Origin of the sequence: Exiguobacterium sp. s16, from assembly GCF_018618115.1 — a bacterium.
GTDB lineage: Bacteria > Bacillota > Bacilli > Exiguobacteriales > Exiguobacteriaceae > Exiguobacterium > Exiguobacterium mexicanum_A.
Map to the genome: position 1 here is coordinate 1 of NZ_JACSLM010000016.1, position 26,180 is coordinate 26,180.

Sequence of the window (26,180 nt, forward strand, 5' to 3'; positions counted from 1 at the left end):
TCATGGGAATCAATCCTTTTTGATTTTATTCCCATAATGTCGGCATCACTACCTCACCAACATTGCGTAAGAACCACTCCTATTTTGCATTACACACTTCGACGCCTTCCTGACCGGCTCCAAGAAGATTTTGACGACTTAAAACTTGTGAGCATGGATCTTCTTTGTGATGTGAAGGAAGGAGAACGCTTGACCCACCTCACCGTCTTTTTCAATACCAATATGATTCGACGGAATCGTCGTACATAAGAACAAAAATATTTGTATACATGTATACATGTAGATTTGTATACGCGTATACATGTATACATTTTTTAAAGTCGTCATTTCTGTAGTTTCATGAACAAGGACTGAACTGGCTCTGGACGGGGAATCGTTCTATAGCGAAGCGGAAGGGGGGAGACGTGATGGATGAGGGGCTGCTTGATGACTATGCGTTCGCTGGATTGGATCCGTTCGTCCGGACGGTGTTCTCGGAACTGATGGAACATCCCGAATGGATGCGTGTCGTCGACAGGGAACATTGCGTCGAGAAGGTCGTCCGGTTCGATGACGGACGGAACTCGCCTTACTTCCGGGTGCTGATCTATCTGGATGCAGAAGAGCGTCCGATCAAGAAAGTGTATCTATACGGGACATGGGTGGTGGCGGATGGAGAAGTCAGCTTCGTCGTCTCAGAGCTATCCAAGGGTGTATTCGAATATGAAGTGATGCATGTCCATTGGCTCATCAAGTATCGGTTCGAGGATTGGGGCGTGTCTGAAGACGGGGCATGGGAGAAGGAATGGTGATCCGGGCTCATGCGTGAGCGTCTAACGCCAGGAGGCGAAGTCGCTCATCGCACCGCTGCCCCCCTGACGGCCCGATAACAAGAGCTGCTGGCTCACCGCCGCATCTCTATGTTCCTGGCCCTTTCTAACGGGAGGCACGGAGCGTAAGGGCAACGTCAAAAGCAAGAGCGTGGGCGCGTCTAACGCCACGCGGAGTGGCATTCGAATCTAGGACAGGCCCAAATCGCGGACGCAATTCTCGACAGGATCGTACACGACTCCTATAAAATCCTGGTCGATGGCGAAACCTCAATGAGGGAACACCACGGGCTAGGGATAAGCTAAGATCTTGGCCATCGATGAGTCGATGGCCTTTTTCTTCATATTGACTCGCTCAGTCGTCCGCACTAGTGGCTCTCTGTATCCGCAATACTCAGCAGGACAAAAAACGCATCCTTCGAGTTTTTGAGGATGCGTTTGAGCAATGTGACTCTATTTGACTCGCGTTTATATTCCTACATATAAGCATACAACTGATGGTAGTTTCCAAGGTGGAGCGACGGAATGGACGTATCAGACATTGGAGCGGAAAGGATATATCATAAAATTGGTATTTTTCGAGCATATATCACAAGGTTGATGTTGTCGCGCGATTCAATAAAAACGAGTTTTTTCATCATGGATTAGCTCGTCTATATTATTAATTGTAATAATTAAAATTTATTATTTTACTAATATTTCGTTTTTGGGCATAGAATGATAGCTTCTTGCTGTCGTATGTGAATATATAAAGTATTTACCGGGCTCTTCAAAAATATAAGAAATTACATACAGTCCGTCTTGTTGATAATTGGCTTCAATTTTTTCGTGTTGGCTTTCCTCTTGGCCTTCTTTCCATATCTCGAATTCAACTTTATCCGCATCGTCTACTTTCTCGTTTCCTTGAGAAACAGTTGCTATAAGTTCAATAACTTCGTTTGCTTTTACTATTTCAGGATCTGTTTTAAATTGTACATCAATTAATTCTGGAATCACTTCAGGTCCATTATTGCTTACTGTACTTCCACAACCAGATAATACTAACAAAACAATCAACAGTGAAAAAAACCTTGCCATCTTTTTTCTCTCCTTTAAACGATTTAATATTAACATACACGAAAATGTGATGTATTGATTATTACATTAAAAGTGACCTGATCATGCAATCTTATTAGCTATCGAGCATAGACCCCATGTCACTTTTAAGGTTCAAGACTTTATAGAGCGTCGTATGCTCGATTGGTTTACTTTTCTATATAAAAAATAAAGAAATGTACATTTTATATATTAAGTTCAATTTTATATATTAAGTTCAAAAGATATTAATTGAACTTAATCCAAAAAGTTGGATCATGAAATAGATCATCTGGTGACTTCGACAACCTAGGTTTGAATTTGGACCTTCATATCCGTAAATTTATCATCGACCGTTAGACACGGCCTTAGTAACCTAAGGTTCGTCTCGACGTATATTGCCAGTTGAAGGTCATCAAAGGAGAGAAGAGTCTGTACTTCAAGATTGAATCGATTAAAGATTGTCTACCCATCCATATCGTTTTTAATATCTACATAGTGAATGTGTATGTCGCACCTGAGATTGTATTCCCCAGGCACTCGTAGGGGGGTGGGGGCACGAACGAAAGCTCATCCTAACTTTCTGAAGTTTTTCTTGCGAGTCAGTTAGCGTTTGGTCACCGAGACTTTAAAAGCTTTCGGACATAAAAATCGCCCCATAAAAATTAGATTATCAGGTCCAACTTTTACGGGGCATCTAATATTCTGTGGTCTAAATATTAAGTGATTTACTGAAGTAATTATATAGTGTTAAACAATTTCGCCTCTGAAATTCAGAAAAATTGGGATGGGTTGACTGTATTCCCTGCACTTGTAGCTGAGTACGAATAGTTTCCTCGATGGACTTCAAAGTGTAAATGAGAACCGGTCGAATTTCCGGTACTCCCCATCGCACCGATGTTCTGTCCTCGGGTCACACGTTGTCCGGCGGAAACGGACAATGAGCTCATGTGAGCATAAAGGGTAGTCCAAACTTGACCGCCTATGACATGCGTAATGATGACATGATTTCCATAAGGTCCACCCCAGCCTGCTCGAGTTACAGTTCCTGTTTGAGCAGCCATAATAGGAGTTCCTACTGGTCCAGCTGTATCTAGTGCATTATGGAAGCTGTAGCCATTGGCCCCGCCTGCTGGACCCCATCCTTGGGTTACGATACCTGAGGTTGGACGTTGAAAAACTCCGCCACTTGTTGGAGAAGCGAGTGAATCCGTAGTCTTTGAAGTGTTTACCACTTTCTCAGAGTTTGGTGATTTTTCGAGAGAGGCTTTATTCTCGCTGATTTCATTTTTTTCGGCACTTTTTGCTTCTGCAGCTTTACGCGCAGCCTCTTTGGTACGAATTTTAGCTTGTTCTTCAAGCCTTTGGGCTTCAATCTCTGCTTGAATTGATTTTTCTTGTTCTTGAAGCGTCGATTCCATTTGTTGCAAGCTTACCAATTTAGATGTGAACTGGATTTTTTCGGCCTCTAATTTTTTTATTTGAGCAGCCCGCACTTTAATTTTGCCGTTCAATTTTTTCTGACTATTCTCTAGCTCTTCTTTTTGACTAATAAGCTTATCTTTTTCAGTGTCCAATTCAGCTTTAGCAATTTGAAGCTTATTTTTTGTTGATTGATATTCTTTGAAAAGTTCTTGATCATTTTCTTGAATCGTCCCTGCGGTGATCATGCGTGAAACCAGATCACCAAAGTCTTTTGAACCAAAAATAAATTCAGCCCAGTTTATAGAAGAACCACCGTTTTTTTGCATCGTGACCATGCGTTCTTCCATCAATGTCTTTTGAGAGCTCATTTTTTTCTGGAATTCTTTAATTTGAGTTTGAATCTGAGCAATTTTCTTTTGGGTTGTCCGAATTTCAGCCTTCTTCTGGGTGACCTCATTGATAATATCCTGTAACTCGGATTCCAAGTCATTCAGTTTCTGTTCTTCGAGTGTGATATCTTGTTCACGCTGCTGAATTGACGTATTAGCTTTACGTTGCTCTGTAGAATTTTGCGCTTGCTTCTGCTGGATATTTTTTTGTTTTTCAGTCAAGTTTAAAGCGTAAGAAGGGGATGCGCTTTGAACTAACATAACACCAAGTAAAGTTGAAGCTATAATTTTTTTCATGGTAAACAATGTTGTTGCCTCCGTAACTTATCTCTATTATAAAAAATGCGTTGCTGGATAAAAGTATTCGTATCATGATTAAAACTCGAACCGGAATCATTGTATCAATATTACTTCACCATCTATATTTCTATTTCTTTTCATTTCTATGTCAGTTGTTCTTTTGAGTTTATTGTCATTCGAGTATATCAAGAGAAATACTTATAATGCCATTTTGATGAGGAAATGAATGATGACCACTGAATTTAGGACATTTTGTCTCAAATTCAGTGGTCAAATCGTTTGTTAGTATTTGTTTGGTGTTTATTTAGTAGTAACTCTTCATAAATTTATCAATTCCTTTGGCGGTTGCTTTGATCATGTTACTTCCCGACATATAGGAGCGATCTACTGAGTTAGCAATAAAGCCATATTCGATGAGAGTAGAAGGTACCGTGTTTCTTCCTACCACATAGACATCTTGTCGCTTAACGCCTCGATTTTTAAAATCTGGAACGTTCATGGCGATTTCTTGATTAATTACTTCACCTAATCTGCGGCTAGCGTTCGCATATGGATTTGTGGTGTACGCGCTAGAAGTAGGGACGAGTGCTTCATGACCTGTAGCGAAAGAAGGTGAAGAATTAATGTGGACGCTTATGAAAGCGTCAGCATCAAGCCTTTCTGATAGATTGGTCCGCTCAACAAGTGACAAGTATCTATCATTTGAGCGCGTTAGTTTCACTTCATAAAGCTCATAGTTTTTCTTTAGTTCGTCGGCCACACGATTAGCAATGTTTAGGGTGAGTACTTTTTCTTGAACTGTACCGTTTGAAGTCACTGCACCAGCATCTCCCCCACCGTGTCCAGCGTCAATTAAAATCACGTGTTTGTTAGCTGGAATCACCGGTGATTTTATAGGAGTTTTTCCGGTAAATGGTTGCACAAAACCAGATGATACGTAACCGACTTGATTGTTATATCGCACCTTGTACCAACTGGCGCTTTTCGATATGACAGAAATCGAAGTGCCTGAGGGAATTGTTGTCAAAATAGATCCGTAACGACTCGCTTGGTTACGTAAATTAAGATTTTCGATAGTAATATATGTTGGATAAGTGGATAAAGAATCCCCCGGTGCCACTTGCACTATATAATGTCGAGCAGGTGTGAATCCTGTAATACCGTTATACATAACTTTTAACCAAGAACCCGTTGTGCCCGATTTTCCTAGTACAGTCACTTCAGTAGATGCTGGAATCGTAATAAGGACCTTTGAGTTCACTAAAGACATGCTTGAGCGAATCTCGGTCGTTTGCTTACTTCGTGACTTCATAGCCGAGGGCGATATGGTTACATACTGACTTGCCACATAGCCTTGAGTCCCATTGTATGATACTTTATACCAAGGGCCTGAGGCAGCATGGTACATTAGTGGGCTGGACTTTGGGATAGTCATTAAAACGGGTGATTTGACAGATGGGCCCTTACGCAGATTTAGTGAAGTTTTAGTTTTATATATTGTGTTTATTGAACTGACTGAATTTTTAGGTATAGGTTTTGGCGTCACGTACTTCGTTGAGACATAACCGATTTTTGAATTAAATGAAACTTTAAACCAGGATTTATCTTCTCCATATACACCTATCTTCTTAATGGTTTTTCCTTTTGGAATCGTCAAAAGGACTTTGCTTTTTGAAGAGAACGAGGAACGCAAATTCAAATTTTCAGTTGTTATGAATAGAGATTCCTCTGCATGTACGACGTTTAGGACGTTAACACTAGTTAAAAGCTTAAAGGGATAGAAAAAAGAAGTTAATAAAGCCAAGGAAATTACTAAGCTTATTCGAAATTTATGTTTAGACTTCATAATAGACTCCTCATATGTAGTTTTTTTGGTTGTAAAGACCCATGAATGGTTTTTTACTATCTGTATGGTACTTATCCTTTAAATATTAGTCATTCTATGCAACGATTATTGGCTTTCGTCTATCTACAGTTAAAAGTTTTCTTGCCCTGTTTTAAAATGCACTATTATTAAGGGGAATAGACGTATTTTAAGAAATAAATTGGCCCTCCTTTCATCTGCATAAAAGTTTAGTTGCATGAATGTGTTAGAATGTAACTTGTTTGACTCATAGATTTCGTTTTTAGAAGTCCATGGATTCAATGTTGAAAAACTAAGGATACTCTAGTATTTTTAGCTATAATTCTGATAAAAGAAATAACGAATTTATAAAAGAGGTGAATTGTTTTGAAAACTAATCAACTATTGACTATTTTTACATCCGTATTAGTAATTGCAGTCTTAGCTTTTTTATTTTTAAATGATCAAAGTTCCGAAAAATCAAAGACTAAAATTGTTCAAGATGAAAAGATATCAGTTAATAATCAACCTACAATAGGTAAAAAGGAAGCGCCGATATCAATTGTAGAATTCGGAGACTATAAATGCCCTTCGTGTAAAGAGTGGGGTGAAACAATCTATCCTCAACTTGTAAAAGATTACATTGAAAGTGGGAAAGCTTCCTTTAGTTACATTAATGTTTTGTTTCACGGAGATGAGTCCACTTTAGCTGCCCTTGCATCAGAATCTGTTTACAAAAATCACCCAGAATCATTTTGGCAATTTCACAAAGCTATTTATGAAGCTCAACCTGACGTGCAAATACACGATAATCCATGGGTTACGGTGGAGAAAATGGAAGAGATTGCGACGAAGACTGTCCCTTCTCTAGATTTAAATAAATTTAGAGAAGACCTATCAAGTCGTTCTTCTAGATTAGAATCAGTTAAAATGGATGCGGCGCTCGTAGAAAAATACAATGTTACACTGACCCCGACGATTGCAGTTAATGGGGTCATCCTTGAAAATCCATTCGACTATACCTCTATAAAAAAACAAATTGAAAAGGAGCTAACCCAATGAGCGCTTCAGTAATAAACCGATATGGACTGTACCTCGCCTGGGTTGTTTCAATTACTGCAGTACTTGGAAGTCTATATTTTAGCGAAATTCGTGGTTTTATACCTTGTGAACTCTGTTGGATTCAACGTATCTTTATGTACCCAATAGCTTTGATTCTTGCAATTGCAGTTTTCAGAGAAGATAGCTCAATCAAATTTTATGTTCTCCCTTTATCAATAATCGGATTCTGTATCTCTTTTTACCACTATCTTGTACAAAAGGTGCCCGGCTTTTCGGAAGTCAGACCATGTGAACAAGGAGTTTCCTGTAATGCACAGTACATTGACTGGATGGGTTTTATCACAATTCCGTTTTTAGCGTTGACCGCCTTTTTTCTGATTACAGTCATTCTTGGACGAATCAGTACCAAACAGTAGTTTTTGATTTGGATTTGAAAAATGAAGAACTAATTGTATCAAATTGGTATGCTTACTAAAAAACAGCTTTGATTTAGAAAAACATGAAAAGCTTTTTGAAGTTGGAAAATAGATTAGACAATACCCAGTAAATAATTCAATTGACGTTTTCTTAAACGTTAGTGTACTATATTGATTTTTTGAAAAAGCGTGACTACCTATCGAGTATGAGATCTAACTAGCTCTCTAATAGGTAGTTTTTGTATGGCTAAAAATAAGAAATAATCGCAAAACCAGAGAAAGTATCTCAAATCTTCAAGTATGTAGAGCTGATAGAATAAATGTTTTTTAAATTAAGTGTTGACGGCACAGCAAAAGTCTAATAAGTTATATATGAACATATGAACATGTATAGTTATCATGAGCGGAGGTACTGACTTATGGATGAACCGATTGAAGATACTACAGAAAATGAAATAGAAATAGGGGCGCAGATTGACGATGAGACTCTATTTATTGTATCTCAGACGTTCAAGGCACTTAGTGACCCGACAAGAATTAAAATATTAACCCTGCTATGCACAAAGGAACATTCGGTCAACGGAATAGCTGATCTTCTTAACTTAAGTCAATCAAACGTGTCTCATCAGCTACGTTTTTTAAAAAATCTTCGACTTGTCAAGTTTAGAAGAGAAGGAACTACTCTATTTTATTCAGAAGATGATCACCATGTCATGAACTTACTAAGACAGGCGATTGAGCATGCGAAACACCACTAAATATAGTAAGGAGAGTTAATCTTATGGCACATAATCATGCACATGATCATTCTCATACCTCTAACAAAAAGATTTTGATCATTTCATTCTTTATTATTTCGGCATACATGGTTGTAGAGGCGATTGGAGGGTACCTTACAAATAGCTTAGCACTTTTAGCGGACGCAGGTCACATGCTTAGTGATGCGGCTTCGCTCGCTATTGCATTACTTGCCTTTAAATTAGGTGAACAAATAGCGAACAATCGTAAAACGTTCGGATATAGACGCTTCGAGATTCTAGCAGCTGTTTTAAACGGGGTCACACTCATACTGATTTCCATATATATCTTTTATGAGGCCATCAATCGATTTATTCAACCACCTGAGGTCGCATCCGTAGGAATGTTAATTGTTAGCAGTATTGGCCTTGCTATAAACCTTCTTGTTGGATGGATTATGTTAAGAGGTGCAGACGTAGAACATAATTTGAATATGCGAGGTGCTTATCTACATGTTGTAAGCGATACGTTGGGTTCAGTCGGTGCAATACTGGCAGCGCTTCTTATCATGGCATTTGGATGGAACTGGGCAGATCCGCTCGCAGGAATCATTGTAGCGGGACTTGTTTTACGAAGTGGTTATTTCGTGACGAAATCCGGATTGAACGTATTAATGGAAGGTGCACCACAAAACGTTGATGTCGAAAAGGTTCTTCAAGTCATTCACAACAAGGAGGGGGTACGGAGTATACACGACTTTCATCTTTGGAGTATCACAAGTGGAATGAATGCACTCTCATGTCATGTTGTCGTTGATGGTAATTTACAAATCTATGACAGTGAGAATCTACTTCAAGAAATTGAACACGATTTAGCACATCTGAACGTTCAACACTCTACGATTCAATTCGAAACTCTTTCTCATCCTCACAGCGATGAATTGCTTTGCAAACTGAAGGTAGGGGAAGTAGTACATCAACATTAAAAAAATCACCTGTTGAGTAGGATTGACAATCAAGAGGAGGAGACAGCAATGCTGATTTTGGATAATAGTTACTTAATTTTGAGCATGTATAGAAACTCGATTTTTGGCAACGGAGTTTTGATAGATGATTGAATATATTTCTTCGTTAGAACCCCTTACTCAAGCATTGCTGGGTACTTTATTCACTTGGGGGATGACGGCGCTTGGTGCCGCGTTAGTGTTTATGACAAAATCAATGAATCAAAAGCTAATGGATGGGATGCTCGGTTTTGCTGGAGGAGTAATGATTGCCGCTAGTTTTTGGTCATTACTCTCACCTGCAATTGAGATGGCGGAACAAGATTCTCTTCCGGCGTGGTTACCAGCTGCAATCGGTTTCTTACTTGGAGGATTCTTTTTATCAGGTGTTGATAAAGTGATTCCACATCTGCATCCCACTTCACCGATGGATGAGGCTGAGGGTATAAACCCTAAGAAGAGAAAGCGGAGCACGTTACTGGTGTTAGCAATAACATTGCATAATATTCCAGAGGGACTTGCCATAGGCGTTGCATTTGGAGCAGTTGCAGCAGGATTCCCTTCATCATCAATCACGGGAGCTATCGCGCTGGCAATCGGAATCGGCATACAAAATTTCCCTGAGGGTGCTGCTGTGTCAATGCCATTGAGACGAGATGGATTATCTCGTCGTAAAAGTTTTTTCTATGGCCAGTTATCTGGTATGGTTGAACCGTTCGCGGCGTTGGTAGGAGTAGTAGCAGTACTCATAATGGAGCCTTTACTTCCGTTTGCGCTAAGCTTTGCTGCAGGAGCAATGATTTTTGTTGTAGTGGAGGAGGTAGTCCCAGGATCTCAAGAAAATGGAAACAAGGACTTGGCTTCTGTTTGTTTAATGTTTGGCTTTACAATCATGATGATTTTAGATGTGGCTTTAGGCTAAAATAATTATTTTTTTAATGGTTATCACTTTATTTTTTGACTGATATATATTCAAGATACTAACTATATTCGGAAGTGTAAATAATGAGCCTTAATTATATTTACTTTCAGTCGGTATTTTTACTGTTGGATAAATAAAAATACTAGAAGAAAAAATATAAAACCTCTTGCCCTGGCAATTAAAATCGTGGAGTTATCTATTTCATTCTGAAATTTCCTGAAAATTTTGGGGGTGATTTTGATAGAGAAGGAAAGCAAATTCGGAATTCAAGTGCTAGAGAAGGTGGAAGCCCACCAAGTCAGTATATACATCATTTTTTTGATGTTGGCAGTAATCTTTGGTCTATTGAATACAGAAGCTGTATATCTCGATATTTTTATTTCTCCCCTTTTAGGAGTTTTGATGTATGGGATGTTCGTTCAAATTCCGTTTCTGAAATCGAATGGATCTGCTACAAACATGAGGTTTGTGGTAGCTCTTTTATTAGGAAATTTTGTTGCCGTTCCTTTAATAGTTTAGGTTTTGGTTATCATATTTCTTCAAGATTCATCACTAATGCTGGGGGTGTATTTGGTGTTGTTAACACCGTGCATCGACTATGTGATTGTTTTTACAAAGATGGGAAAGGGAAACGAATCAATATTGTTAAAAGTAACACCGATTCTTTTAATTTTACAGACGATACTCTTACCCATATATTTATTCGTATTATTAGGAGAAAAGGCTATTAGTATCGTTAGGATGGGTCCATTTCTAGATGCATTTCTATTTTTGATTTTTATACCGCTTCTATTAGCGATAATGACACAATTGTGTTCTAAAAAGAGTTCTTTAGGTAATCGTATCATGAAAATGCCGCCATGGATTCCCGTTCCATTTATGTCTTTTGTACTTTTTGTGGTAGTTGCCTCTCAAATTAGGGAAGTGTATAGTGACCTCGGGACATTAATAGATGTAATACCAGTTTATATTTTATTTCTACTTATCATACCATGGGTGTCAAAGTCCCTTGGTAAGTTGTTCAAACTAGATATTGCTTCAAGAAGAGCAATTACATTTAGTATGGGAACAAGGAATTCACTTGTAGTTCTTCCATTAGCATCTATATTACCAGAGCCCCTATCAACACAAGTAGCTGTAGTGATCATTTTACAGACCGTTACCGAATTGTTCGGAGAAGTCTTATATATAAAATTAGTGCCTAAATGGTTCTAACAAATTAGATACATGTATTTAATTTCGCTTTCAAAAATTACGTCCTTCGATTGTTTATTAAAATATTAAGAACTGCGCTTAAGTTCTCAAGTATGCGTTGTTTACAATCAATAGGCAAAGAAATTTATTATATTGCAGAACGCTAGAGACCAGTATTATTCTAACAACTAACCTTTTTAAGGATGGACTACCAAGTGAGGAGAGATCGAACAATGGCGAGTACTGATAAGGCATCAAAAAATATCAAACTAGCATTTATAATTAATCTTGTTTTCTCGATTGGTGAATTTATCGGGGGATTTTTGATTAATAGTGTTGCAATCATGTCGGACGCCATTCACGATTTAGGTGATGCTCTTGCATTGGGCCTGTCCTGGTTCTTACAAAAATTTTCGAACAAAAAACCCGATCATAACTTCACTTTTGGATATAATCGTTTTTCCCTTTTAGGAGCATTAATAAATGCGACAATATTAATAATTGGATCTGTATATATTTTTACTCAAGCAATTCCTCTACTGTTTGAACCGGAGCATTCTAATGCACAAGGAATGATTTGGTTTGCAATTTTTGGTGTGCTTTTAAATGGTTTTGCGGCATTCCGTCTACACAAAGGAAAATCAGTAAATGAGGGAGTACTATCTTGGCACCTTTTAGAAGATGTTTTAGGTTGGATTGCCGTTCTTGTAGTAGGGATAGTTTTACTCTTCAAGGATATACATATACTTGACCCCATCCTATCAATTGCTATTGCGTTGTTTATATTAGTGAATGTGTTTCGTAATTTAGTTAAAACAATGAAAATACTTTTAGGTGCTGTCCCTGATGGTATTGACATCGATGAGGTGAAGCAAAAGATTGAAGGTATTGAAGAAGTGATTTCTGTTCAAAACCTATATGTCTGGTCAATTGATGGCGAAGATAACGCCATGAATTTACACTTAATAGTAGAAGAGATGAATCTAAAGGATTCAACTATTGTTAAACAAAAAGTCAAAGAAGTGACTTCAAAACTAGATATTAAACATTCTACAATAGAGTTAGAATCAAAAAAACACAACTAAAGAAATAAGTCATCCTTGCACCAAATCCACACTGAGGTTCGACATATGAGTAAAAATTCTATACTTCATACCGTCTGATACCAATAAATACTTTTCTACGTGCAAGGAAACTGAATATCGAATGAGGGTATATTTAGAAACCCCCTCATTCGTTTTTTTTTTGAACACTATCGAAATTTCGTCTCTTAAAATAGGATGTATTCGAATGAATGAATGATTCCAAAACGAACGTTCAAATATTTAGATTTAATTGTCATAGTTTAGTAGACCTATCGACCGGATTTTCTTTCCATACTTCGGAGAATATTCCGGTCAATGAATAAGGTTCGGCCTCGATTAAAACTGTCTGATGATAAAAAAGCTGATAATGAAACCTAAAAAGATGACTCGGGAACAATACCGAAGTCATCTTAAAGCCGTCTTAAAAAACAGAGATCATTTATTTTTATCATACCCAGTACAAATTCGAGGATATAAAAATGAATATTTTTGTTTTTTTATTCTTTGACATTCATCAGTCTTAAACTGTTCAGTGCTACCAGAAGAGTTGCCCCCATATCGGACATAATAGCTATCCATAGGGTGAGCCAGCCCGGGATGACCAAGAGTAATGCAATCGCTTTGATACTGATAGCGAACGCGATGTTCACTTTGATAATATTTAGGGATTTTCGGCTCAATTTTATCGTAAACGGTAGTTTGCTCAAATCGTCGCCCATCAGGGCGACATCTGCTGTTTCCAAAGCGGTATCCGTTCCAGCACCACCCATGGCAATTCCAACAGTAGAGGCAGCGAGTGCCGGAGCGTCATTTACGCCGTCCCCGACCATCGCGACATTGTCGTACTCAGCTCGCAAGCGTTTAATGACATTTAATTTATCCTCTGGCATCAATTCTGCCTGGATTTCGTTGACGCCAACTTGCTGGCCGATAGCTTTGCCTGTCCCTTTGTTGTCACCCGTCAGCATAATTGTCTTTTTAATACCCATATCATGTAGTTTCCGGATGATTTCTTTGCTGGATTCCCGGACTTCGTCGGCTACGGCGATAACCGCCAATATGCTTTGTTTCGTTCCGATAATCATCGAAGTCTTACCTTGCTGTTGCAGAGCCGTTACGGTTTGGTCCAGATTATTATCAATACTTTCAACACCTAGCTCGTTAAAGAGAAGCGGGCTTCCGATAAAGTAGGTGGTGCCGTCTATCGTTCCTTTAATGCCTTTTCCTGTGATGGAAGAGAAGTCCTCAACTCTGATAGAGGTGTAAGGTATGTTTTCCTCGTCCGCTTTTTTCATGATGGCAGAGGCCAACGGATGCTGAGAACGATATTCCAATGCCGTCACGATAGAAAGCAGTTCTCTCTCGTTTACCTGCTTGTTCGTGATTTTAAAGTCTGTGACGACAGGTACACCTTTGGTCAGGGTACCGGTTTTGTCAAATGCAATAGCTTTCAGCGCGCCCATTTCTTCCAGGTATACGCCGCCTTTAATCAAGACCCCTTTTTTGGTAGCATTACCGATGGCGGAAACAATCGAAATCGGCGTCGAAGTGACTAAGGCACACGGGCAACCCACTATTAGAACCGCCAATCCTTGATAGACCCAGGTTTCCCAGCTGGCATCTCACGTGCGGCCTATTACAAATGGTTGAATCGCACCATACCGGTGCGTCAAGAAGAGAACGAGAAGCTTCTGGAGGACATCCGTCTACTCTATGACCAGGCGAACGGCACATACGGGTACCGTCGGATCACGATGACGATCAACCGGTTGCGCCGACAACAAGGACTGTCCCCGTTCAATGAAAAGCGAGTCTATCGCTTGATGCATATCCATGGGATCCAATCGGTCATCCGCCGGAAGCGGAAGAAGCATAAGAAGTCAACGCCGCAGCACGTGGCCGAGAATCTGATGAACCGAGAGTTCAGCGCGTCCCGACCGGACGAGAAATGGTGCACCGACGTCACCGAGTTTAAATATGGTGCCGGGAAAAAGGCATACCTGAGCGCAATCATCGACTTGTACGACGGCTCGATCGTCGCCTATCGCATCGGAAAGTCCAACAACAACGTTCTCGTCTTCCAGACGATGATGCCAGCCATCACGGGGCTCGCACAGGAGCGCATCCGATGATCCATAGCGCCAATATACCTCGAGAGGGTTCAAACGCATGGTGGAAGACGCGGGACTGACCCACAGCATGTCCCGGGTCGGACGTTGCATCGACAACGCCCCGATCGAGAGCTTTTGGGGTACCCTGAAAGTCGAGATGTACTACCTGCGTGAGTTTCAGGCCTATAGCGAACTCACATCGGCCATCGAGACCTACATATCGTTCTACAACCATGACCGTTTCCAGAAACGGCTAAACGGCTTGAGCCCTGTCGAATACAGGTCTCAAGCCGCCTAGTTCGGTTTTCATTATTTGCCCTGTCTACTTGACGGGGGGCAGTTCAGTATCGTCCGACGCGAGATATTGATATTCGCGTGACGGAGGGCGTCGTGACACCTGAATTGAAAGAGGCGCTTCATGAATATGAAATTGAAATTGTCGAAGGGGTGATTCAGTTCCCACCCCGTGAAGACTTTAGGGAAAATGAATTCCGGCATAAGATTGAAGGGCTGTTCGAGGCGATTGATGTGTATATCCCCGACATTGAACTTTTAGCATGTACCAAGATTTTCTCCTCTCGCCAAAAGGATCTAGAGGATCTCGAAAAAACGAATCTATTGGCACTTTGCGATAAAGATAAACTTCTCGACCTTGTAGAGGAATACAAAGCAAACATGACGTGGGACAATCCATTTTGTAACGTGCATGACTTGAGTCGAATTTTTCAGGAAAAGGGTATATAATAAATCAAAAGAAGAGTAGAGGAGGGTGACCGATGTCAGACAGTAATCATGTACTTCTGCAAAGCGAGCTAGCGGATGAACTGAATCGTATGCAGGCAGGCGGGACAAGCTATCGCTTAGAGACGGCTCAATTGGCCCTGGCATTAAGTCGTCATGTATCGGTCCCTGAATCGCTACGTGACCGAGAAATGGCTCGCCAGTATGTTCGATCTTCACTGCATGATTTACAGGACGACCGGGCAGAGGATGTGGCAAAAATGCTTAGTATGGCAGCACGGCGTGCCTACAACACTCCTGAAAATACGTTCTCGGTAGATATGAAAGTGAAATTAGAAGAAAAGCGTAATCGATTCAAGGTGCGTGGATTGCAGGTGAAATCTTAATTGGACCAAGCGGAGTCATTCTTTATACTCTCATGAGGTTATGATTCTACGTGTGAATGAAGCATCTTTGGTCAAGTCATTGAACATGTATCAGACGATTTCTTCAAACCGTTAAATACTTTGTTTGTAATAAACATAAGGGTACTAGATTCAGTCACTGGTTGACTCAACCTAGTACCCTTTTCGTATCATTGTTTATTTTGTTGGGTGCTCCGCTCACGCAGGACCGCGAGCTCGACCTGTTCCTGTAACCGGTTCTCGAATGTCTCTTTCTCTCGACGGAGGAGCTGGACTTCTAAGTGCAGCTTCTGGTTCTCTTCTTCAAGCTGGTCAAGACGGCGTGTACGAGCTTTTAAGTCGTCGACAGCGTCCATAAGACTTTGATTTTGCCGATAGAGCTGGCTACGTTCATCTTCTAGCTTTTTCATGTCTCCTTCTAGATGAAAAACTGTTTTTTTCTGCTCTTTTAGTTCTTCTTTGTTAGACACACGTTCTGTTTCCAATGCGTCTTCAACGATTCTCTTTTCAGCGATTAGTTGGTTGATTTGATCTTGTAATTGAGTGAGTGCAATTTCATGTGACGACACCTTTCGCTCATACTCCTCTTGGAGTCGTTCAGCTTCTGTAATTACGCTTTGTTCAAGGTCATGAATGGTATTTTTATATCGCGCGTTGATTCGCTCATGTTCTTTTTGTTGCGTTTCTAGTCGAGTGGCTCGTTCATTGAACAGGGCAAGCACTTGATTCAGTGCTGCTTCGAGTGATTCGTTCTCCTTGACGACTAAGGGGTCCGGTGACTGTTTATCGGCCAATGATATTAATTGCTCGAATAATTGGTTGGTTGATATTTGACGTTGCTCCATTAAACGCTGAATATGTTCTTTCACTTCTTGTGACACGCGGAATGACGTCACCTTGGTCTCGTTTGATTCCAATTCTAATCCCTCATTTGGTTATTATTTTGTATACAGCATATGTAGTTCCTATATTTAAATCATTTAAATACAAGTTGTTATAAAAAAAATCACTCATAAACTGGCACTTTGTGGTGTAGGAAGGTATACATTTCGACGTCGAAATGTATACCTTCCTACACTTTTTACTTATGAGAATGTCTCAATAGTAAGCTAGTAGTCGAATCATCTATTTAATCCTAGCGACTAAGCAACAAAACGCTTAAGACAATTCCTACTTTGTTTTATTACATCATATAAGAGATGACAGTAGTTAACAATTTAAAGCTGTATGAGTTCAAAATAAATACGACCCAACTAAATACGAATCGAATTAGTGTTTTGAGAGAAACAATAAGCTTAAAGAAACATACAAAATGGACACGAATATATAGATTGACAAATAACGTTTACAGTTGTAAATTTAAATCGATTACAAACGTAAACGAAAAGAGAGGAGAAAAAATGCTTTCGAAATTTCAATTATCTGATTTGCAAATGGTTAATCACTCTACGCAGCCTGTAGTCTTAAAGTTCACCACCGATTGGTGCCCGGGATGCCGTCAGCTCGCACTACTATTTGAAAGCGTTGCTGAAGGATATCCAGATGCGTTTTCTAGACAAGAATATAGCCAATGAAGACTGAATAGCGAACCCAAAAACATAATGGTTGACAGACGACGTTTACGATTGTAAACTTAAATCAAACAAAATGTTTACGATTGTAAACTTAAAATTTGGAGGTTAGACAAATGGCTGAACATGTCGAAAAACAAATCACGGATTCAGAATGGGAAGTCATGCGTATCGTTTGGGCCCAAAATCACGTGACCAGTAAAGAAATCATCGAGGTATTGGAAAAGAAGATGAGCTGGAAGCCTGCGACGACGAAGACATTCATTGGAAGGCTCGTGAAAAAAGGGATGCTCTCAACCGAGGCCGAGGGGAAGAAATTCATCTACTCCGCGAACGTCGTTGAAGGTGACGTCATCAGAGAGACGTTACACGATCTACTCGATCATATCTGTGACAGGGATGTCGGGAACACAATCGGAACGATGATCACACAGGCGACACTGAGTGTACAGGATATCGAGAATCTCAAAAAAATCCTTGAGATGAAGGAAAGTGAAGCGGTGGAGGACATTCCATGCACCTGTACCCCGGGTCAATGCAGATGTCAGGACCATTCTTGTGGATCCAGACATTGAGTTTGAAATGATGTCATGAATGTAGTGAATAGGAGGAGACTCAAGATGAAAAAAACGATTTTAACGATTAAAGGTATGTCATGCGCTCATTGTGTCAACAAAGTCGAGTCAGCACTTGAAGGTCTGAATGGGGTTGAAAGTGCGAAAGTCAACTTAAAGAAAGGCATCGCAAAAGTGAAGTACGATGAAACACGACTAGATGTGAATGAATTTAAAGAAGTTGTGGGCGAGGTCGGTTACGAAGTCGAATCAGCCCAATAATAATGGAGGTAAGACGATATGGAGAGTAAGACATTTGCCGTGGAAGGGATGACCTGTGCGTCCTGCGTTCAGACAGTTGAAAAAGCAACAAAAAAATTGCCTGGCGTAGTGACCTCCAACGTCAACCTAGCGACTGGGAAATTGAGCATTCATTACGATGAGACGAAAATCTCGCCGCTGGATATTCAGACGACCGTCGAGAAGGCTGGCTACAAGGCCTCAACCGAGACCGAGCAAAGATCATTTGTCATCACAGGGATGACTTGTGCCTCGTGTGTGCAGACGATTGAGAAGGCCACGAGGAAAATGGTGGGTGTGACTGAGTCGAATGTGAACCTGGCGACAGAAAAATTAGTCATTCGATATGATCCTCAGCTGGTGACTGTATCAGATGTGGTCCGAGTGGTGGCAAACGTCGGATATGAGGCAAGAGAAGATCAAGAATCAACGGATGGCCAAGATACAGAGAAAGAAAAGAAACTGAAAAAAATTCAATCGATGTGGAACCGATTTGTAGGATCGGCGATTTTCACGATTCCATTACTCTATGTGGCGATGGGGCATATAATCGGCCTACCCCTACCGATGGCATTGGATCCAACGATGAACCCAGAATTGTTCGCTGTCTTGCAGCTCATGATGACCATCCCAGTGATGTTGTTCGGATGGAAATTCTTCTCCGTAGGATTTAAGACATTGTTCCGAGGGCATCCGAATATGGATTCACTTGTCGCCCTAGGGACGAGCGCAGCCTTCTTCTATAGCGTCGGTGCCACCATGACTATCCTCTCAGGTTATGAGGGATACGTGAATAGCCTCTACTATGAGACAGCCGCAGTCATTCTCACGCTGATCACATTAGGTAAATATCTTGAAGTCCGGTCGATGGGTAAAACATCCGAAGCGATTGAAAAATTGATGGGACTGGCACCTAAGACGGCAAAGGTCGTCCGCAACGGACAAGAGTTAGAAGTATCAATCGACGAAGTCATCGTCGGCGACACGATTATCGTAAAGCCTGGTGAGAAGATTCCGGTGGATGGCGTGGTTCTATCAGGTAATACGTCTGTAGACGAATCCATGCTGACCGGTGAAAGTATCCCTGTTGAAAAAAATGTGGGTGCTCAAGTCATCGGTGCCAGCATCAACAAGAACGGGATCATCCAATACCGAGCCACGAAAGTCGGTAAGGATACAGCGCTATCTCAAATCATCAAATTGGTCGAGGATGCACAGGGCTCTCGAGCTCCTATCGCAAAACTGGCCGATATCATCTCCGGATACTTTGTACCGATTGTCATCGTCGTCGCGATCCTTTCAGGAATTGCATGGTATTTAGGCGGTCAGACCGGCCTCTTCGCCTTGACGATCACGATTTCAGTACTGGTCATCGCCTGCCCTTGTGCACTAGGTTTGGCCACACCAACAGCAATCATGGTGGGTACGGGCAAAGGTGCTGAGAATGGTGTGTTGATCAAGAGTGGCGGCGCCTTGGAGACGACCCATAAAGTCCAGACGATCGTGTTCGACAAGACAGGGACGATCACTGAAGGAAAACCGAAAGTGACAGATATCGTGACAGTGAATGGACATCAAGAAGATGAGTTGTTACGCTTGACCGCTTCCGCTGAAAAAGGGTCTGAACATCCATTGGGCGAAGCAATCGTAAGAGCGGCAGAGGACAGAATGATGCGTGTCATGGATATCGATCGTTTTGAAGCCATCCCAGGGCACGGGATCGAAGTACTGATCGACGGAAAAGTCTTGCTTGCCGGAAACAGAAAATTGATGAAAGACCGCGGCATCTCACTGGATGTCCTTGAAGGCGCTTCAGACAAACTCGCACACCAAGGCAAGACGCCGATGTATATCGCGATTGACCAACAAATCGCAGGGATCATCGCTGTCGCAGACACCGTCAAAGAAAACAGTCGTAAAGCCATTCAGAAACTTCAACGAATGGGTATCGAAGTAGCCATGATCACCGGAGACAACAAAGGTACGGCCATGGCGATTGCGAGACAGGTCGGGATCGATCGGGTACTGAGTGAAGTGTTACCTGAAGATAAAGCGAACGAAGTGAAGAAGTTACAGGCCGAAGGGAAGAAGGTCGCAATGGTCGGTGATGGAATCAATGACGCACCAGCCTTGGCCCAAGCAGACATCGGAATCGCGATCGGTTCGGGTACTGACGTTGCGATCGAATCTGCAGACATCGTCTTGATGCGAAGCGATTTGATGGATGTACCTACAGCTGTCGAATTGAGCAAGTCAACCATCCGCAACATCAAACAGAACCTGTTTTGGGCATTTGCCTATAATGTCATGGGTATCCCGTTTGCGATGGGGATTGTTTATCTACTCGGCGGGCCCTTGTTGAACCCGATACTTGCCGGAGCGGCCATGAGTTTAAGCTCAGTCTCGGTCCTGGTGAACGCACTCCGTTTAAAACGATTCAAGCCTTCGATGATCAAATAAAAGGAGGGAGTGGGATGGATACAGCCCTACAGCTCGAGCTTTACACGCGTCCGACGTGTTCAGATTGTCAGGATGCCAAAAAATATTTAAAAACAACCACAGTCCCTTATGTGAACAAAGATGTGGGTGCGAACCTTGACCTTGAACAAGAAATGGTAGCGATATCAGGGAATCGAATCGTACCACTGTTTGTCTTCTACAAAAAAGGGATGCTCAGAAAAAGAAGAGTAGTGAAGTACTTTGTTGGCTTCGAGAACAACAAAGAAGAGATTCTAACATTGCTACGATAAGCAACGATAGCTCACTCTCAGAACCTGTTGAAAGCGTGTCGCGCAATGAGGGACACGAACATAAGGTGGCGAGGGTGTAAAAAAATCGATACTTTTACACCCTACCCATGTATGGTAATTAAATAATCAGGAGGAACATATAATGAAAAAATCAACATTTCAGGTAGCGGGCATGTCTTGTGGATCTTGTATCAATAAGATTGAAGGACACGTTGGAAAGTTAGCGGGTATTGAATCAGTGAAGGTCAATCTTTCGGCGGGAGAGGTGGACGTTCGATGAAAGCCAACTCACACTTTCTGAGATTGAAACCGCAATTCAAGAGACTGGCTACGAGGTAACGGAGGCGACCGTTAAAATCGGTTGTTCTTGCTGCAAGTAATGGAGGTCGAGTGACGGTGCGATCAAGGACTACACAAAGGAGTGTTAAACGTGAAAGACCATGGACATCATCATATGAAGAACTTGACGGGAAATGAAGTGTCTGTAGAAGCTAAATATGAATTCGGGAAAATCAGTATCGAGTTAAAGGATCAACATCAGCAAGCCCCGGAACTCGAAGTCAGCCATGAAAAGGAATTCCATTTGATTCTCGTGAACGAAGACCTAACTGAGTACCGACACCTCCATCCGTTTAAAAAGGGTGAGGGTCGATTCGAGCAACCCGTCCAACTTGAGGCAGGGGCGTATAAACTCTTCGTGGATATTCAGCCTAAGGGACTGGCATATCAAGTGAAGCCGGTTCACTTACAGATTGATCATCAGTCCTCTTCCTCTATCGAATCGTCACTTAAAGTGGATGAGCGTCTGACGAAGACGATCGAAGGTCATACCGTCGAGCTGTCGATTGACTCTTTAAAAGCGCATGTCCCGACTGTCTTCAGCTATGACACCAAAGAAAGTAACCCGGAGCCATACCTTGGAGCACTTGGTCATGTCGTCATCTTGGATGAAGCCGGAGAACAGTTTATCCATGTGCATCCTTCTTCTCATGATACGACGGAATTTGAGACGGTCTTCCATAAACCTGGCCTATACAAGGTCTGGGCCGAATTCCAGTTCCATGGGACTGTGCACACCTATCCTTTCGTCATTCGTGTCTCAGATTGACCATGAGCGACCCATGGTTCCTCGTTGGGTCGCTTTCCTGTAATCGTTGTAAGCATAATTTTCGAAGGAGAGGACTCAGATGATAGAAAGTGAGCGGCTGGACACTCATGGTGATCGAAAAACCAAGATGAAATTCATCCTTCTACTCGCGTTACCAGCGGTTGCCGAGAATTTTTTCCAAACGTTGCTCGGATTTGTCGATACGCTGTTCGTCTCAAGAATCGGCCTAGCAGAAGTGTCAGCGGTAGGAGTGACGAATGCCGTCCTCGCCATCTACTTAGCTGTCTTTATGGCAATCGGTGTGGCAGTAAACGTTTATGTCGCCAATAACTTAGGCGCAGAACGAATCGAGCGCGCGAGACATATCGCGCAGCAGGCCATCGTCCTATCTGTCGTGGTCGGGGTGACCTTTGGGGTCGTGACGCTATTTTTCGCTGAGCCTCTCCTGCGGTTGATGGGGGTGGAGAATGACGTTTTAGAAGCTGGTAGCACCTACTTCAAAATTGTCGGGATCCCATCGATCGTGATGGCATTGATGTTTGTGCTCAGTAGTATCTTACGAGGTGCGGGAGATACAAAATCACCGATGAAGGTGAGTATCGTCATCAATGTCGTCAATATTGTGCTCGACTATATGTTGATTTTCGGTTTTTGGATCATCCCCGAACTTGGTCTCGTCGGAGCGGCACTCGCGACCGTCATCGCCCGGCTCGTCGGGACGCTCTTATTGATGAACTATATTCGTAAGACGGAAGTCATCGCCTTCAGGAAAGATTTCTGGAGACCGGATCTCGAACACCAGTTGGAGCTCGTGAACCTTGGAAGCCCGGCGGCTATCGAGCGATTGGTCATGAGAGCCGGACAGATCGTGTATTTCGGATTCATCGTGGTACTCGGGACGAACACCTTCGCCGCGCATCAAATTGCAGGGAATCTAGAGGTGTTCTCTTATATGTTGGCATATGGTTTCGCGACAGCAGCAACCATTCTCGTCGGTCGCAACATCGGAGCGGGAGACCACGAGACCGCCAAAGAATATGCCAGATTGAGCACGTTCATGGCGATGGGCTTCATGTCCTTATTCGGGGTTGTCTTATTCTTCTTCGGAGGATGGGCAGGTTCACTTTTCACCGACGATCCCCAAGTCATCAAAGACATCGATGTCGCGTTAAAAATAGCAGCGGTCTTCCAGCCTTTCCTAGCAGTTGTCCTTGTATTGACCGGTGGATTCCAAGGAGCGAACAATACGAAGTTTCCAATGTATCTGACCACGATCGGTATGTGGGTGATCCGGACTGGGGCAGTATATGTATTGGCGATTCAGATGCAGATGGGCATTGCAGGAGTGTGGATCGCCATCGGTCTAGACATCGTCTTTAAGGCGATCGTCCTTTGGATTCAATTCAGCCGAGGGCGTTGGATTGTAGTGGAATCCGAACCGCAGAAGCCCTGTCATCCCAAAACTAAGCATGAAGACGTGCGATGTATAAATAATTATTAACACTTGACTGAAATTGTAGGAAAGAGCAAAGTTGTTCTTTCCTTTTATCTTTTCTGAAAAAGTTATTAAAGGAGCCCGTCACGCCGATCTAAAGAAATCGAATCAGTGGTGAAAAACACACATATGTCATGCGGCCTATAGCTGCTCGATTATAAAAAATGGATATTTTTTTGTTCAGTATAGAAAAAACCTGGTCTTCGTCAAAAAGAACCAGGTAATTAAGAAAGTTATTGTTTATTCAAATCCATATTAGTTGTCAGTCGATGAATATGAACGGCTAGATAAGCTAGTTCCTCATTAGGAATTGTCACACCGTGCAACTGTTTAAGGTAGTCCCGTACTTTGAATGAACCATTCATGGCCTTTGGGTAGATGTTCGCAATCTGTTCAAATAGTTGATCGGATTCTTCATTCAATATTTTTCCAGCATAAAAGCGTTCAGCGAAATATTTCACATGTGTGATGAATCATGAATAATGAATATCTTCTTCATCGGTTTCAATATTGTAAGCATATCGAATAAGGTTCACAATACTCCCAATCATCTTGGCGTAGCGCATGCCATCACGTGTTTCTTCTCTTTCTCCTTGCGCGTTGATAATATGAAAAGCAATATTGGCTGCCTCTTTAATAGGCAGTTCGATTTTAAATCGTTCATTCATGAGATTAACCGCATAACTTCCAATCTTGAATTCCTGTGGATAATAGTTTCGAATTTCCCAAAATACTCGGTTGCTGATAGTAATACCTTTATAATAACGTTTTACCGCAAAGTGAAGGTGGTCTGTCAGTGTTAAAAAGATACCGGCATTGAGCTTTGTAGCTAGCTTTTCCTCAGCATATGCAACGATTTCTCGAGTGAACTCGACGAATTCAGGAGGAATTTCAGTCACCAGTCCTATGAACTCTTTAATACGGACATCGTCAGCGGGTATGAACATTTGGGAGGCTTCAGGTGGAGCGACAACATTTCCGATTTTCTGCCCGAAACCAATTCCTTTTCCAATTAAAATGTACTCAAGCTTTGATTTGTCCTCGACAATCACGACACTTGAATTTAATACTTTTTTGATACGAATCATTCCATACCTCCGTCTTAATTCAAGTCAGATCATCTCCATTTGAAGCTATGACTTTTTTATACCAGTAGAACGAATCTTTTTTAATCCGTTCTAGGGTCCCGTTCCCTTCGTCGTCCAAGTCTACATAGATGAACCCATACCGTTTCTTCATTTCTCCCGTACTGGCTGCAATCAGATCGATTGGACCCCATGCCATATAGCCAAGTAACGGAACCCCGTCAATCGCGACTGCTTTTTTCATTTCTTCGATATGACTCCGAAGATAGGCGATACGATAGTCATCATGTACTTTCTTGTCCGGCGTGAGCGTGTCAACGGCCCCAAGACCGTTTTCAACAATCATAAGTGGTAACTGATATCGATCATACAAGTAATTTAAGGAATAGCGTAAACCTTTCGGATCGATACTCCATCCCCATTCACTTTGCTCCACATGCTGGTTTTTATAGCCTGTCTTCACGCCATTCAAACCAGAGAATTCGAGAGGCGACTCCTTGACGATAACGTGAGTTAAGTAATAGCTATATGAAATAAAATCAACAGGACCACGATACAATGTATCGGCGTCTCCTTCTTCAAACGGCAAAGAGATATTCTCGCGCTCTAATTCTTTTTTAATGTAGTTCGGATATTTGCCACGACAAAGTACTTCACAGTAGTACTGCATTTTATGCATGAATTCCTCAGTTCGTTGGACGTCATCTGGGTCTGGGGAGTTTGGATATGCGAAGTGGCCATTATACATCATCCCCACTTTGTTCTCTGAATCAATTTCATGGGCAAGTGTCACGGCTTTGGCATTCGCCAACATCTGATGGAATGCACCGATAAACTGTGATTCTTTCGTTGAAGAAGGGATTCCTCCCCCCATCCATGGTTTTGTCGACATGACATTGATTTCATTAAAAGGAATCCAATATCGGACTTTACCTTTATATCGAGTAAACATGGTTTCGCAGTAGTGAAGGAAGAAGTCGACCACATCACGATGAAGCCAGGGGCCATATTTCTGTAATCCTAGCGGAGTCTCGAAATGAAGAGAATCATGAAGAAGCACCATCTCCAGTGTCGGATCAAACCCAAACGAAAATGGAAGTCTCAGGGTGAGAGTATCGTCATCGCCCCTGACCTTCTCAAGCGAGACTTCACTGCCAGTAGACCGAATAAGAAGTGGGTGACGGACATCACCTACATCCAATACGGGGGCACGACGAAGTACCTCTCCACGATCATCGACCTATTCAACAATGAGATTGTTGCCTATAAGCTATACGATCATCAACAGACGCCCCTCGTCATCGATACGTTAAGGATGGCGTTGGAGAGTCGGAACAATCCCGAAGGGGTTATCATCCATTCAGATCAAGGAAGTGTCTATACATCATATGCCTTTCAAGATTTCGTAAAGAGGAAGTATCTGACGAGCAGCATGTCTCGAAGAGGCAACTGTTGGGATAATGCGGTGATCGAATCGTTTCATTCGAACTTGAAGTCTGAGGTGTTCCAGTACGTCAAGTTCAACTCGTTAAGCGACTATGAAGTGCGTGAGCGGGTGAATAATTACTTAACTTACTACAACGAAGAACGTATCCAAGAAAAATTAGGCTACCTCACACCGATAAAATATGGTGTGGCGGTAGCCTAATCAAGGTATTTTTATTAGTGTCTCATACAGCTAGGTCAGTCTAATCTTTTCTTTTTTTTTAGGTTGACGGTTTGTCAAATTAAGCGCAACACTTCCTCGGTGAAGGCCTCGTGTGCGGTTCGCCAGCCGAGGCATTTCCTCGGTCGCCCGTTG

Annotated in this window: 23 protein-coding genes and 6 pseudogenes; 22 read left to right on the plus strand and 7 right to left on the minus strand. The window is 41.9% G+C overall.

Going from position 1 to position 26,180, the window contains the following annotated elements; genetic code table 11:
* From KNP86_RS15200 to KNP86_RS15210, 3 genes and pseudogenes are all read left to right on the plus strand, one after another.
* Positions 1-249: hypothetical protein (locus KNP86_RS15200; protein ID WP_214755130.1), on the plus strand; the 249-nt coding region annotated here is incomplete at its 5' end.
* Between the two features lie 158 nt (positions 250-407).
* Positions 408-791, plus strand: a complete 384-nt coding sequence (locus KNP86_RS15205; RefSeq protein WP_029595509.1) for a hypothetical protein — start codon at positions 408-410, stop codon at positions 789-791.
* Positions 792-986: 195 nt separating this feature from the next.
* Positions 987-1,115: pseudogene (locus tag KNP86_RS15210) on the plus strand (ATP-binding protein); the annotation flags it as partial.
* Between the two features lie 378 nt (positions 1,116-1,493).
* Here the strand turns inward: KNP86_RS15210 and KNP86_RS15215 are convergent.
* The 3 genes from KNP86_RS15215 to KNP86_RS15225 all read right to left on the minus strand — a co-directional run bounded on the left by KNP86_RS15215 (position 1,494) and on the right by KNP86_RS15225 (position 5,843).
* A complete protein-coding gene (locus KNP86_RS15215) occupies positions 1,494-1,886 on the minus strand; it encodes a FixH family protein (RefSeq protein ID WP_029336184.1) in 393 nt (130 codons plus the stop codon).
* Positions 1,887-2,656: 770 nt separating this feature from the next.
* Positions 2,657-3,994 (minus strand): murein hydrolase activator EnvC family protein, encoded by a 1,338-nt coding sequence (locus KNP86_RS15220; protein WP_029336183.1) that lies wholly within the window; start codon positions 3,992-3,994, stop codon positions 2,657-2,659.
* A gap of 307 nt (positions 3,995-4,301) precedes the next feature.
* Positions 4,302-5,843, minus strand: a complete 1,542-nt coding sequence (locus KNP86_RS15225; RefSeq protein ID WP_081828362.1) for an N-acetylmuramoyl-L-alanine amidase — start codon at positions 5,841-5,843, stop codon at positions 4,302-4,304.
* A gap of 384 nt (positions 5,844-6,227) precedes the next feature.
* On the opposite strand from KNP86_RS15225, the gene KNP86_RS15230 reads away from it, so the two are divergent.
* From KNP86_RS15230 to KNP86_RS15260, 7 genes and pseudogenes are all read left to right on the plus strand, one after another.
* Complete coding sequence (locus KNP86_RS15230) at positions 6,228-6,902, plus strand: thioredoxin domain-containing protein (protein WP_029595508.1); 675 nt, start codon at positions 6,228-6,230, stop codon at positions 6,900-6,902.
* Positions 6,899-7,318, plus strand: coding sequence for a disulfide oxidoreductase (locus KNP86_RS15235; protein WP_029336179.1), 420 nt, complete (start codon positions 6,899-6,901; stop codon positions 7,316-7,318). Before KNP86_RS15230 ends, KNP86_RS15235 begins: the two co-directional genes overlap by 4 nt.
* Positions 7,319-7,737: 419 nt before the next feature.
* Positions 7,738-8,076, plus strand: coding sequence for an ArsR/SmtB family transcription factor (locus tag KNP86_RS15240; protein WP_029336177.1), 339 nt, complete (start codon positions 7,738-7,740; stop codon positions 8,074-8,076).
* Between the two features lie 23 nt (positions 8,077-8,099).
* A complete protein-coding gene (locus KNP86_RS15245) occupies positions 8,100-9,041 on the plus strand; it encodes a cation diffusion facilitator family transporter (RefSeq protein WP_029336176.1) in 942 nt (313 codons plus the stop codon).
* 124 nt (positions 9,042-9,165) lie between these two features.
* On the plus strand, positions 9,166-9,981 hold the full coding sequence (locus tag KNP86_RS15250) for a ZIP family metal transporter (RefSeq protein WP_029336175.1): 816 nt from the start codon (positions 9,166-9,168) through the stop codon (positions 9,979-9,981).
* Positions 9,982-10,302: 321 nt separating this feature from the next.
* Positions 10,303-11,196 (plus strand): annotated as a pseudogene (locus tag KNP86_RS15255) (arsenic resistance protein).
* A gap of 212 nt (positions 11,197-11,408) precedes the next feature.
* Positions 11,409-12,260, plus strand: a complete 852-nt coding sequence (locus KNP86_RS15260) for a cation diffusion facilitator family transporter (protein WP_029336174.1) — start codon at positions 11,409-11,411, stop codon at positions 12,258-12,260.
* A 497-nt stretch (positions 12,261-12,757) separates the two neighbouring features.
* On the opposite strand, the pseudogene KNP86_RS15265 reads toward KNP86_RS15260, so the two are convergent.
* A pseudogene (locus KNP86_RS15265) lies at positions 12,758-13,882 on the minus strand (heavy metal translocating P-type ATPase); the annotation flags it as partial.
* Between KNP86_RS15265 and KNP86_RS15270 the strand changes: the two are divergent.
* The 3 genes and pseudogenes from KNP86_RS15270 to KNP86_RS15280 all read left to right on the plus strand — a co-directional run.
* Positions 13,874-14,669 (plus strand): annotated as a pseudogene (locus KNP86_RS15270) (IS3 family transposase); the annotation flags it as partial. The pseudogenes KNP86_RS15265 and KNP86_RS15270 sit on opposite strands and share 9 nt — an antisense overlap.
* A gap of 59 nt (positions 14,670-14,728) precedes the next feature.
* Positions 14,729-15,115, plus strand: a pseudogene (locus KNP86_RS15275) (DUF6036 family nucleotidyltransferase); the annotation flags it as partial.
* A gap of 32 nt (positions 15,116-15,147) precedes the next feature.
* Positions 15,148-15,498 (plus strand): hypothetical protein, encoded by a 351-nt coding sequence (locus KNP86_RS15280; RefSeq protein WP_029336171.1) that lies wholly within the window; start codon positions 15,148-15,150, stop codon positions 15,496-15,498.
* 188 nt (positions 15,499-15,686) lie between these two features.
* On the opposite strand, the gene KNP86_RS15285 is transcribed toward KNP86_RS15280, so the two are convergent.
* Positions 15,687-16,433 (minus strand): hypothetical protein, encoded by a 747-nt coding sequence (locus KNP86_RS15285; protein ID WP_029595505.1) that lies wholly within the window; start codon positions 16,431-16,433, stop codon positions 15,687-15,689.
* A gap of 516 nt (positions 16,434-16,949) precedes the next feature.
* Here KNP86_RS15285 and KNP86_RS15810 point away from each other — a divergent pair.
* From KNP86_RS15810 to KNP86_RS15325, 8 genes are all read left to right on the plus strand, one after another.
* A complete protein-coding gene (locus KNP86_RS15810; RefSeq protein WP_353048191.1) occupies positions 16,950-17,090 on the plus strand; it encodes a thioredoxin domain-containing protein in 141 nt (46 codons plus the stop codon).
* A 113-nt stretch (positions 17,091-17,203) separates the two neighbouring features.
* Positions 17,204-17,662: a CopY/TcrY family copper transport repressor gene (locus KNP86_RS15295; protein ID WP_034781861.1), complete on the plus strand. Its 459-nt coding sequence runs from the start codon at positions 17,204-17,206 to the stop codon at positions 17,660-17,662.
* Positions 17,663-17,707: 45 nt separating this feature from the next.
* Entirely contained in the window at positions 17,708-17,923 is a 216-nt protein-coding gene (locus KNP86_RS15300; protein ID WP_029336168.1) for a heavy-metal-associated domain-containing protein, read from the plus strand.
* A gap of 18 nt (positions 17,924-17,941) precedes the next feature.
* A complete protein-coding gene (locus KNP86_RS15305; protein WP_214755132.1) occupies positions 17,942-20,401 on the plus strand; it encodes a heavy metal translocating P-type ATPase in 2,460 nt (819 codons plus the stop codon).
* Positions 20,402-20,415: 14 nt separating this feature from the next.
* Entirely contained in the window at positions 20,416-20,691 is a 276-nt protein-coding gene (locus KNP86_RS15310) for a glutaredoxin family protein (RefSeq protein ID WP_034781864.1), read from the plus strand.
* A 142-nt stretch (positions 20,692-20,833) separates the two neighbouring features.
* Positions 20,834-20,971: a heavy-metal-associated domain-containing protein gene (locus KNP86_RS15815; RefSeq protein WP_353048059.1), complete on the plus strand. Its 138-nt coding sequence runs from the start codon at positions 20,834-20,836 to the stop codon at positions 20,969-20,971.
* Positions 20,972-21,121: 150 nt separating this feature from the next.
* Positions 21,122-21,799 (plus strand): hypothetical protein, encoded by a 678-nt coding sequence (locus tag KNP86_RS15320; RefSeq protein ID WP_235420268.1) that lies wholly within the window; start codon positions 21,122-21,124, stop codon positions 21,797-21,799.
* Between the two features lie 79 nt (positions 21,800-21,878).
* On the plus strand, positions 21,879-23,300 hold the full coding sequence (locus KNP86_RS15325) for an MATE family efflux transporter (RefSeq protein WP_034781866.1): 1,422 nt from the start codon (positions 21,879-21,881) through the stop codon (positions 23,298-23,300).
* A 227-nt stretch (positions 23,301-23,527) separates the two neighbouring features.
* Here KNP86_RS15325 and KNP86_RS15330 read toward each other — a convergent pair.
* Positions 23,528-24,382 (minus strand): annotated as a pseudogene (locus KNP86_RS15330) (PRD domain-containing protein).
* Positions 24,383-24,401: 19 nt separating this feature from the next.
* The gene (locus KNP86_RS15335; protein WP_214755135.1) at positions 24,402-25,442 is read right to left on the minus strand and encodes a glycoside hydrolase family 1 protein; all 1,041 of its coding nucleotides are present in this window, start codon (positions 25,440-25,442) and stop codon (positions 24,402-24,404) included.
* On the opposite strand from KNP86_RS15335, the gene KNP86_RS15340 reads away from it, so the two are divergent.
* Positions 25,428-26,027, plus strand: coding sequence for an IS3 family transposase (locus tag KNP86_RS15340; RefSeq protein WP_051627790.1), 600 nt, complete (start codon positions 25,428-25,430; stop codon positions 26,025-26,027). The genes KNP86_RS15335 and KNP86_RS15340 overlap by 15 nt on opposite strands.
* Positions 26,028-26,180: the final 153 nt, after the last annotated feature.

Excerpts from the sequence above, each read along its gene's own strand:
- KNP86_RS15225 (WP_081828362.1), bottom strand. The coding sequence starts at position 5,843 with ATGAAGTCTAAACATAAATTTCGAATAAGCTTAGTAATTTCCTTGGCT.
- KNP86_RS15810 (WP_353048191.1), top strand. The coding sequence starts at position 16,950 with ATGGTTAATCACTCTACGCAGCCTGTAGTCTTAAAGTTCACCACCGAT.
- KNP86_RS15245 (WP_029336176.1), top strand. The coding sequence starts at position 8,100 with ATGGCACATAATCATGCACATGATCATTCTCATACCTCTAACAAAAAG.
- KNP86_RS15215 (WP_029336184.1), bottom strand. The coding sequence starts at position 1,886 with ATGGCAAGGTTTTTTTCACTGTTGATTGTTTTGTTAGTATTATCTGGT.
- KNP86_RS15295 (WP_034781861.1), top strand. The coding sequence starts at position 17,204 with ATGGCTGAACATGTCGAAAAACAAATCACGGATTCAGAATGGGAAGTC.
- KNP86_RS15280 (WP_029336171.1), top strand. The coding sequence starts at position 15,148 with ATGTCAGACAGTAATCATGTACTTCTGCAAAGCGAGCTAGCGGATGAA.
- KNP86_RS15300 (WP_029336168.1), top strand. The coding sequence starts at position 17,708 with ATGAAAAAAACGATTTTAACGATTAAAGGTATGTCATGCGCTCATTGT.
- KNP86_RS15310 (WP_034781864.1), top strand. The coding sequence starts at position 20,416 with ATGGATACAGCCCTACAGCTCGAGCTTTACACGCGTCCGACGTGTTCA.
- KNP86_RS15205 (WP_029595509.1), top strand. The coding sequence starts at position 408 with ATGGATGAGGGGCTGCTTGATGACTATGCGTTCGCTGGATTGGATCCG.
- KNP86_RS15305 (WP_214755132.1), top strand. The coding sequence starts at position 17,942 with ATGGAGAGTAAGACATTTGCCGTGGAAGGGATGACCTGTGCGTCCTGC.
- KNP86_RS15250 (WP_029336175.1), top strand. The coding sequence starts at position 9,166 with ATGATTGAATATATTTCTTCGTTAGAACCCCTTACTCAAGCATTGCTG.
- KNP86_RS15335 (WP_214755135.1), bottom strand. The coding sequence starts at position 25,442 with ATGGTGCTTCTTCATGATTCTCTTCATTTCGAGACTCCGCTAGGATTA.
- KNP86_RS15340 (WP_051627790.1), top strand. The coding sequence starts at position 25,428 with ATGAAGAAGCACCATCTCCAGTGTCGGATCAAACCCAAACGAAAATGG.
- KNP86_RS15220 (WP_029336183.1), bottom strand. The coding sequence starts at position 3,994 with ATGAAAAAAATTATAGCTTCAACTTTACTTGGTGTTATGTTAGTTCAA.
- KNP86_RS15260 (WP_029336174.1), top strand. The coding sequence starts at position 11,409 with ATGGCGAGTACTGATAAGGCATCAAAAAATATCAAACTAGCATTTATA.
- KNP86_RS15240 (WP_029336177.1), top strand. The coding sequence starts at position 7,738 with ATGGATGAACCGATTGAAGATACTACAGAAAATGAAATAGAAATAGGG.
- KNP86_RS15235 (WP_029336179.1), top strand. The coding sequence starts at position 6,899 with ATGAGCGCTTCAGTAATAAACCGATATGGACTGTACCTCGCCTGGGTT.
- KNP86_RS15815 (WP_353048059.1), top strand. The coding sequence starts at position 20,834 with ATGAAAAAATCAACATTTCAGGTAGCGGGCATGTCTTGTGGATCTTGT.
- KNP86_RS15325 (WP_034781866.1), top strand. The coding sequence starts at position 21,879 with ATGATAGAAAGTGAGCGGCTGGACACTCATGGTGATCGAAAAACCAAG.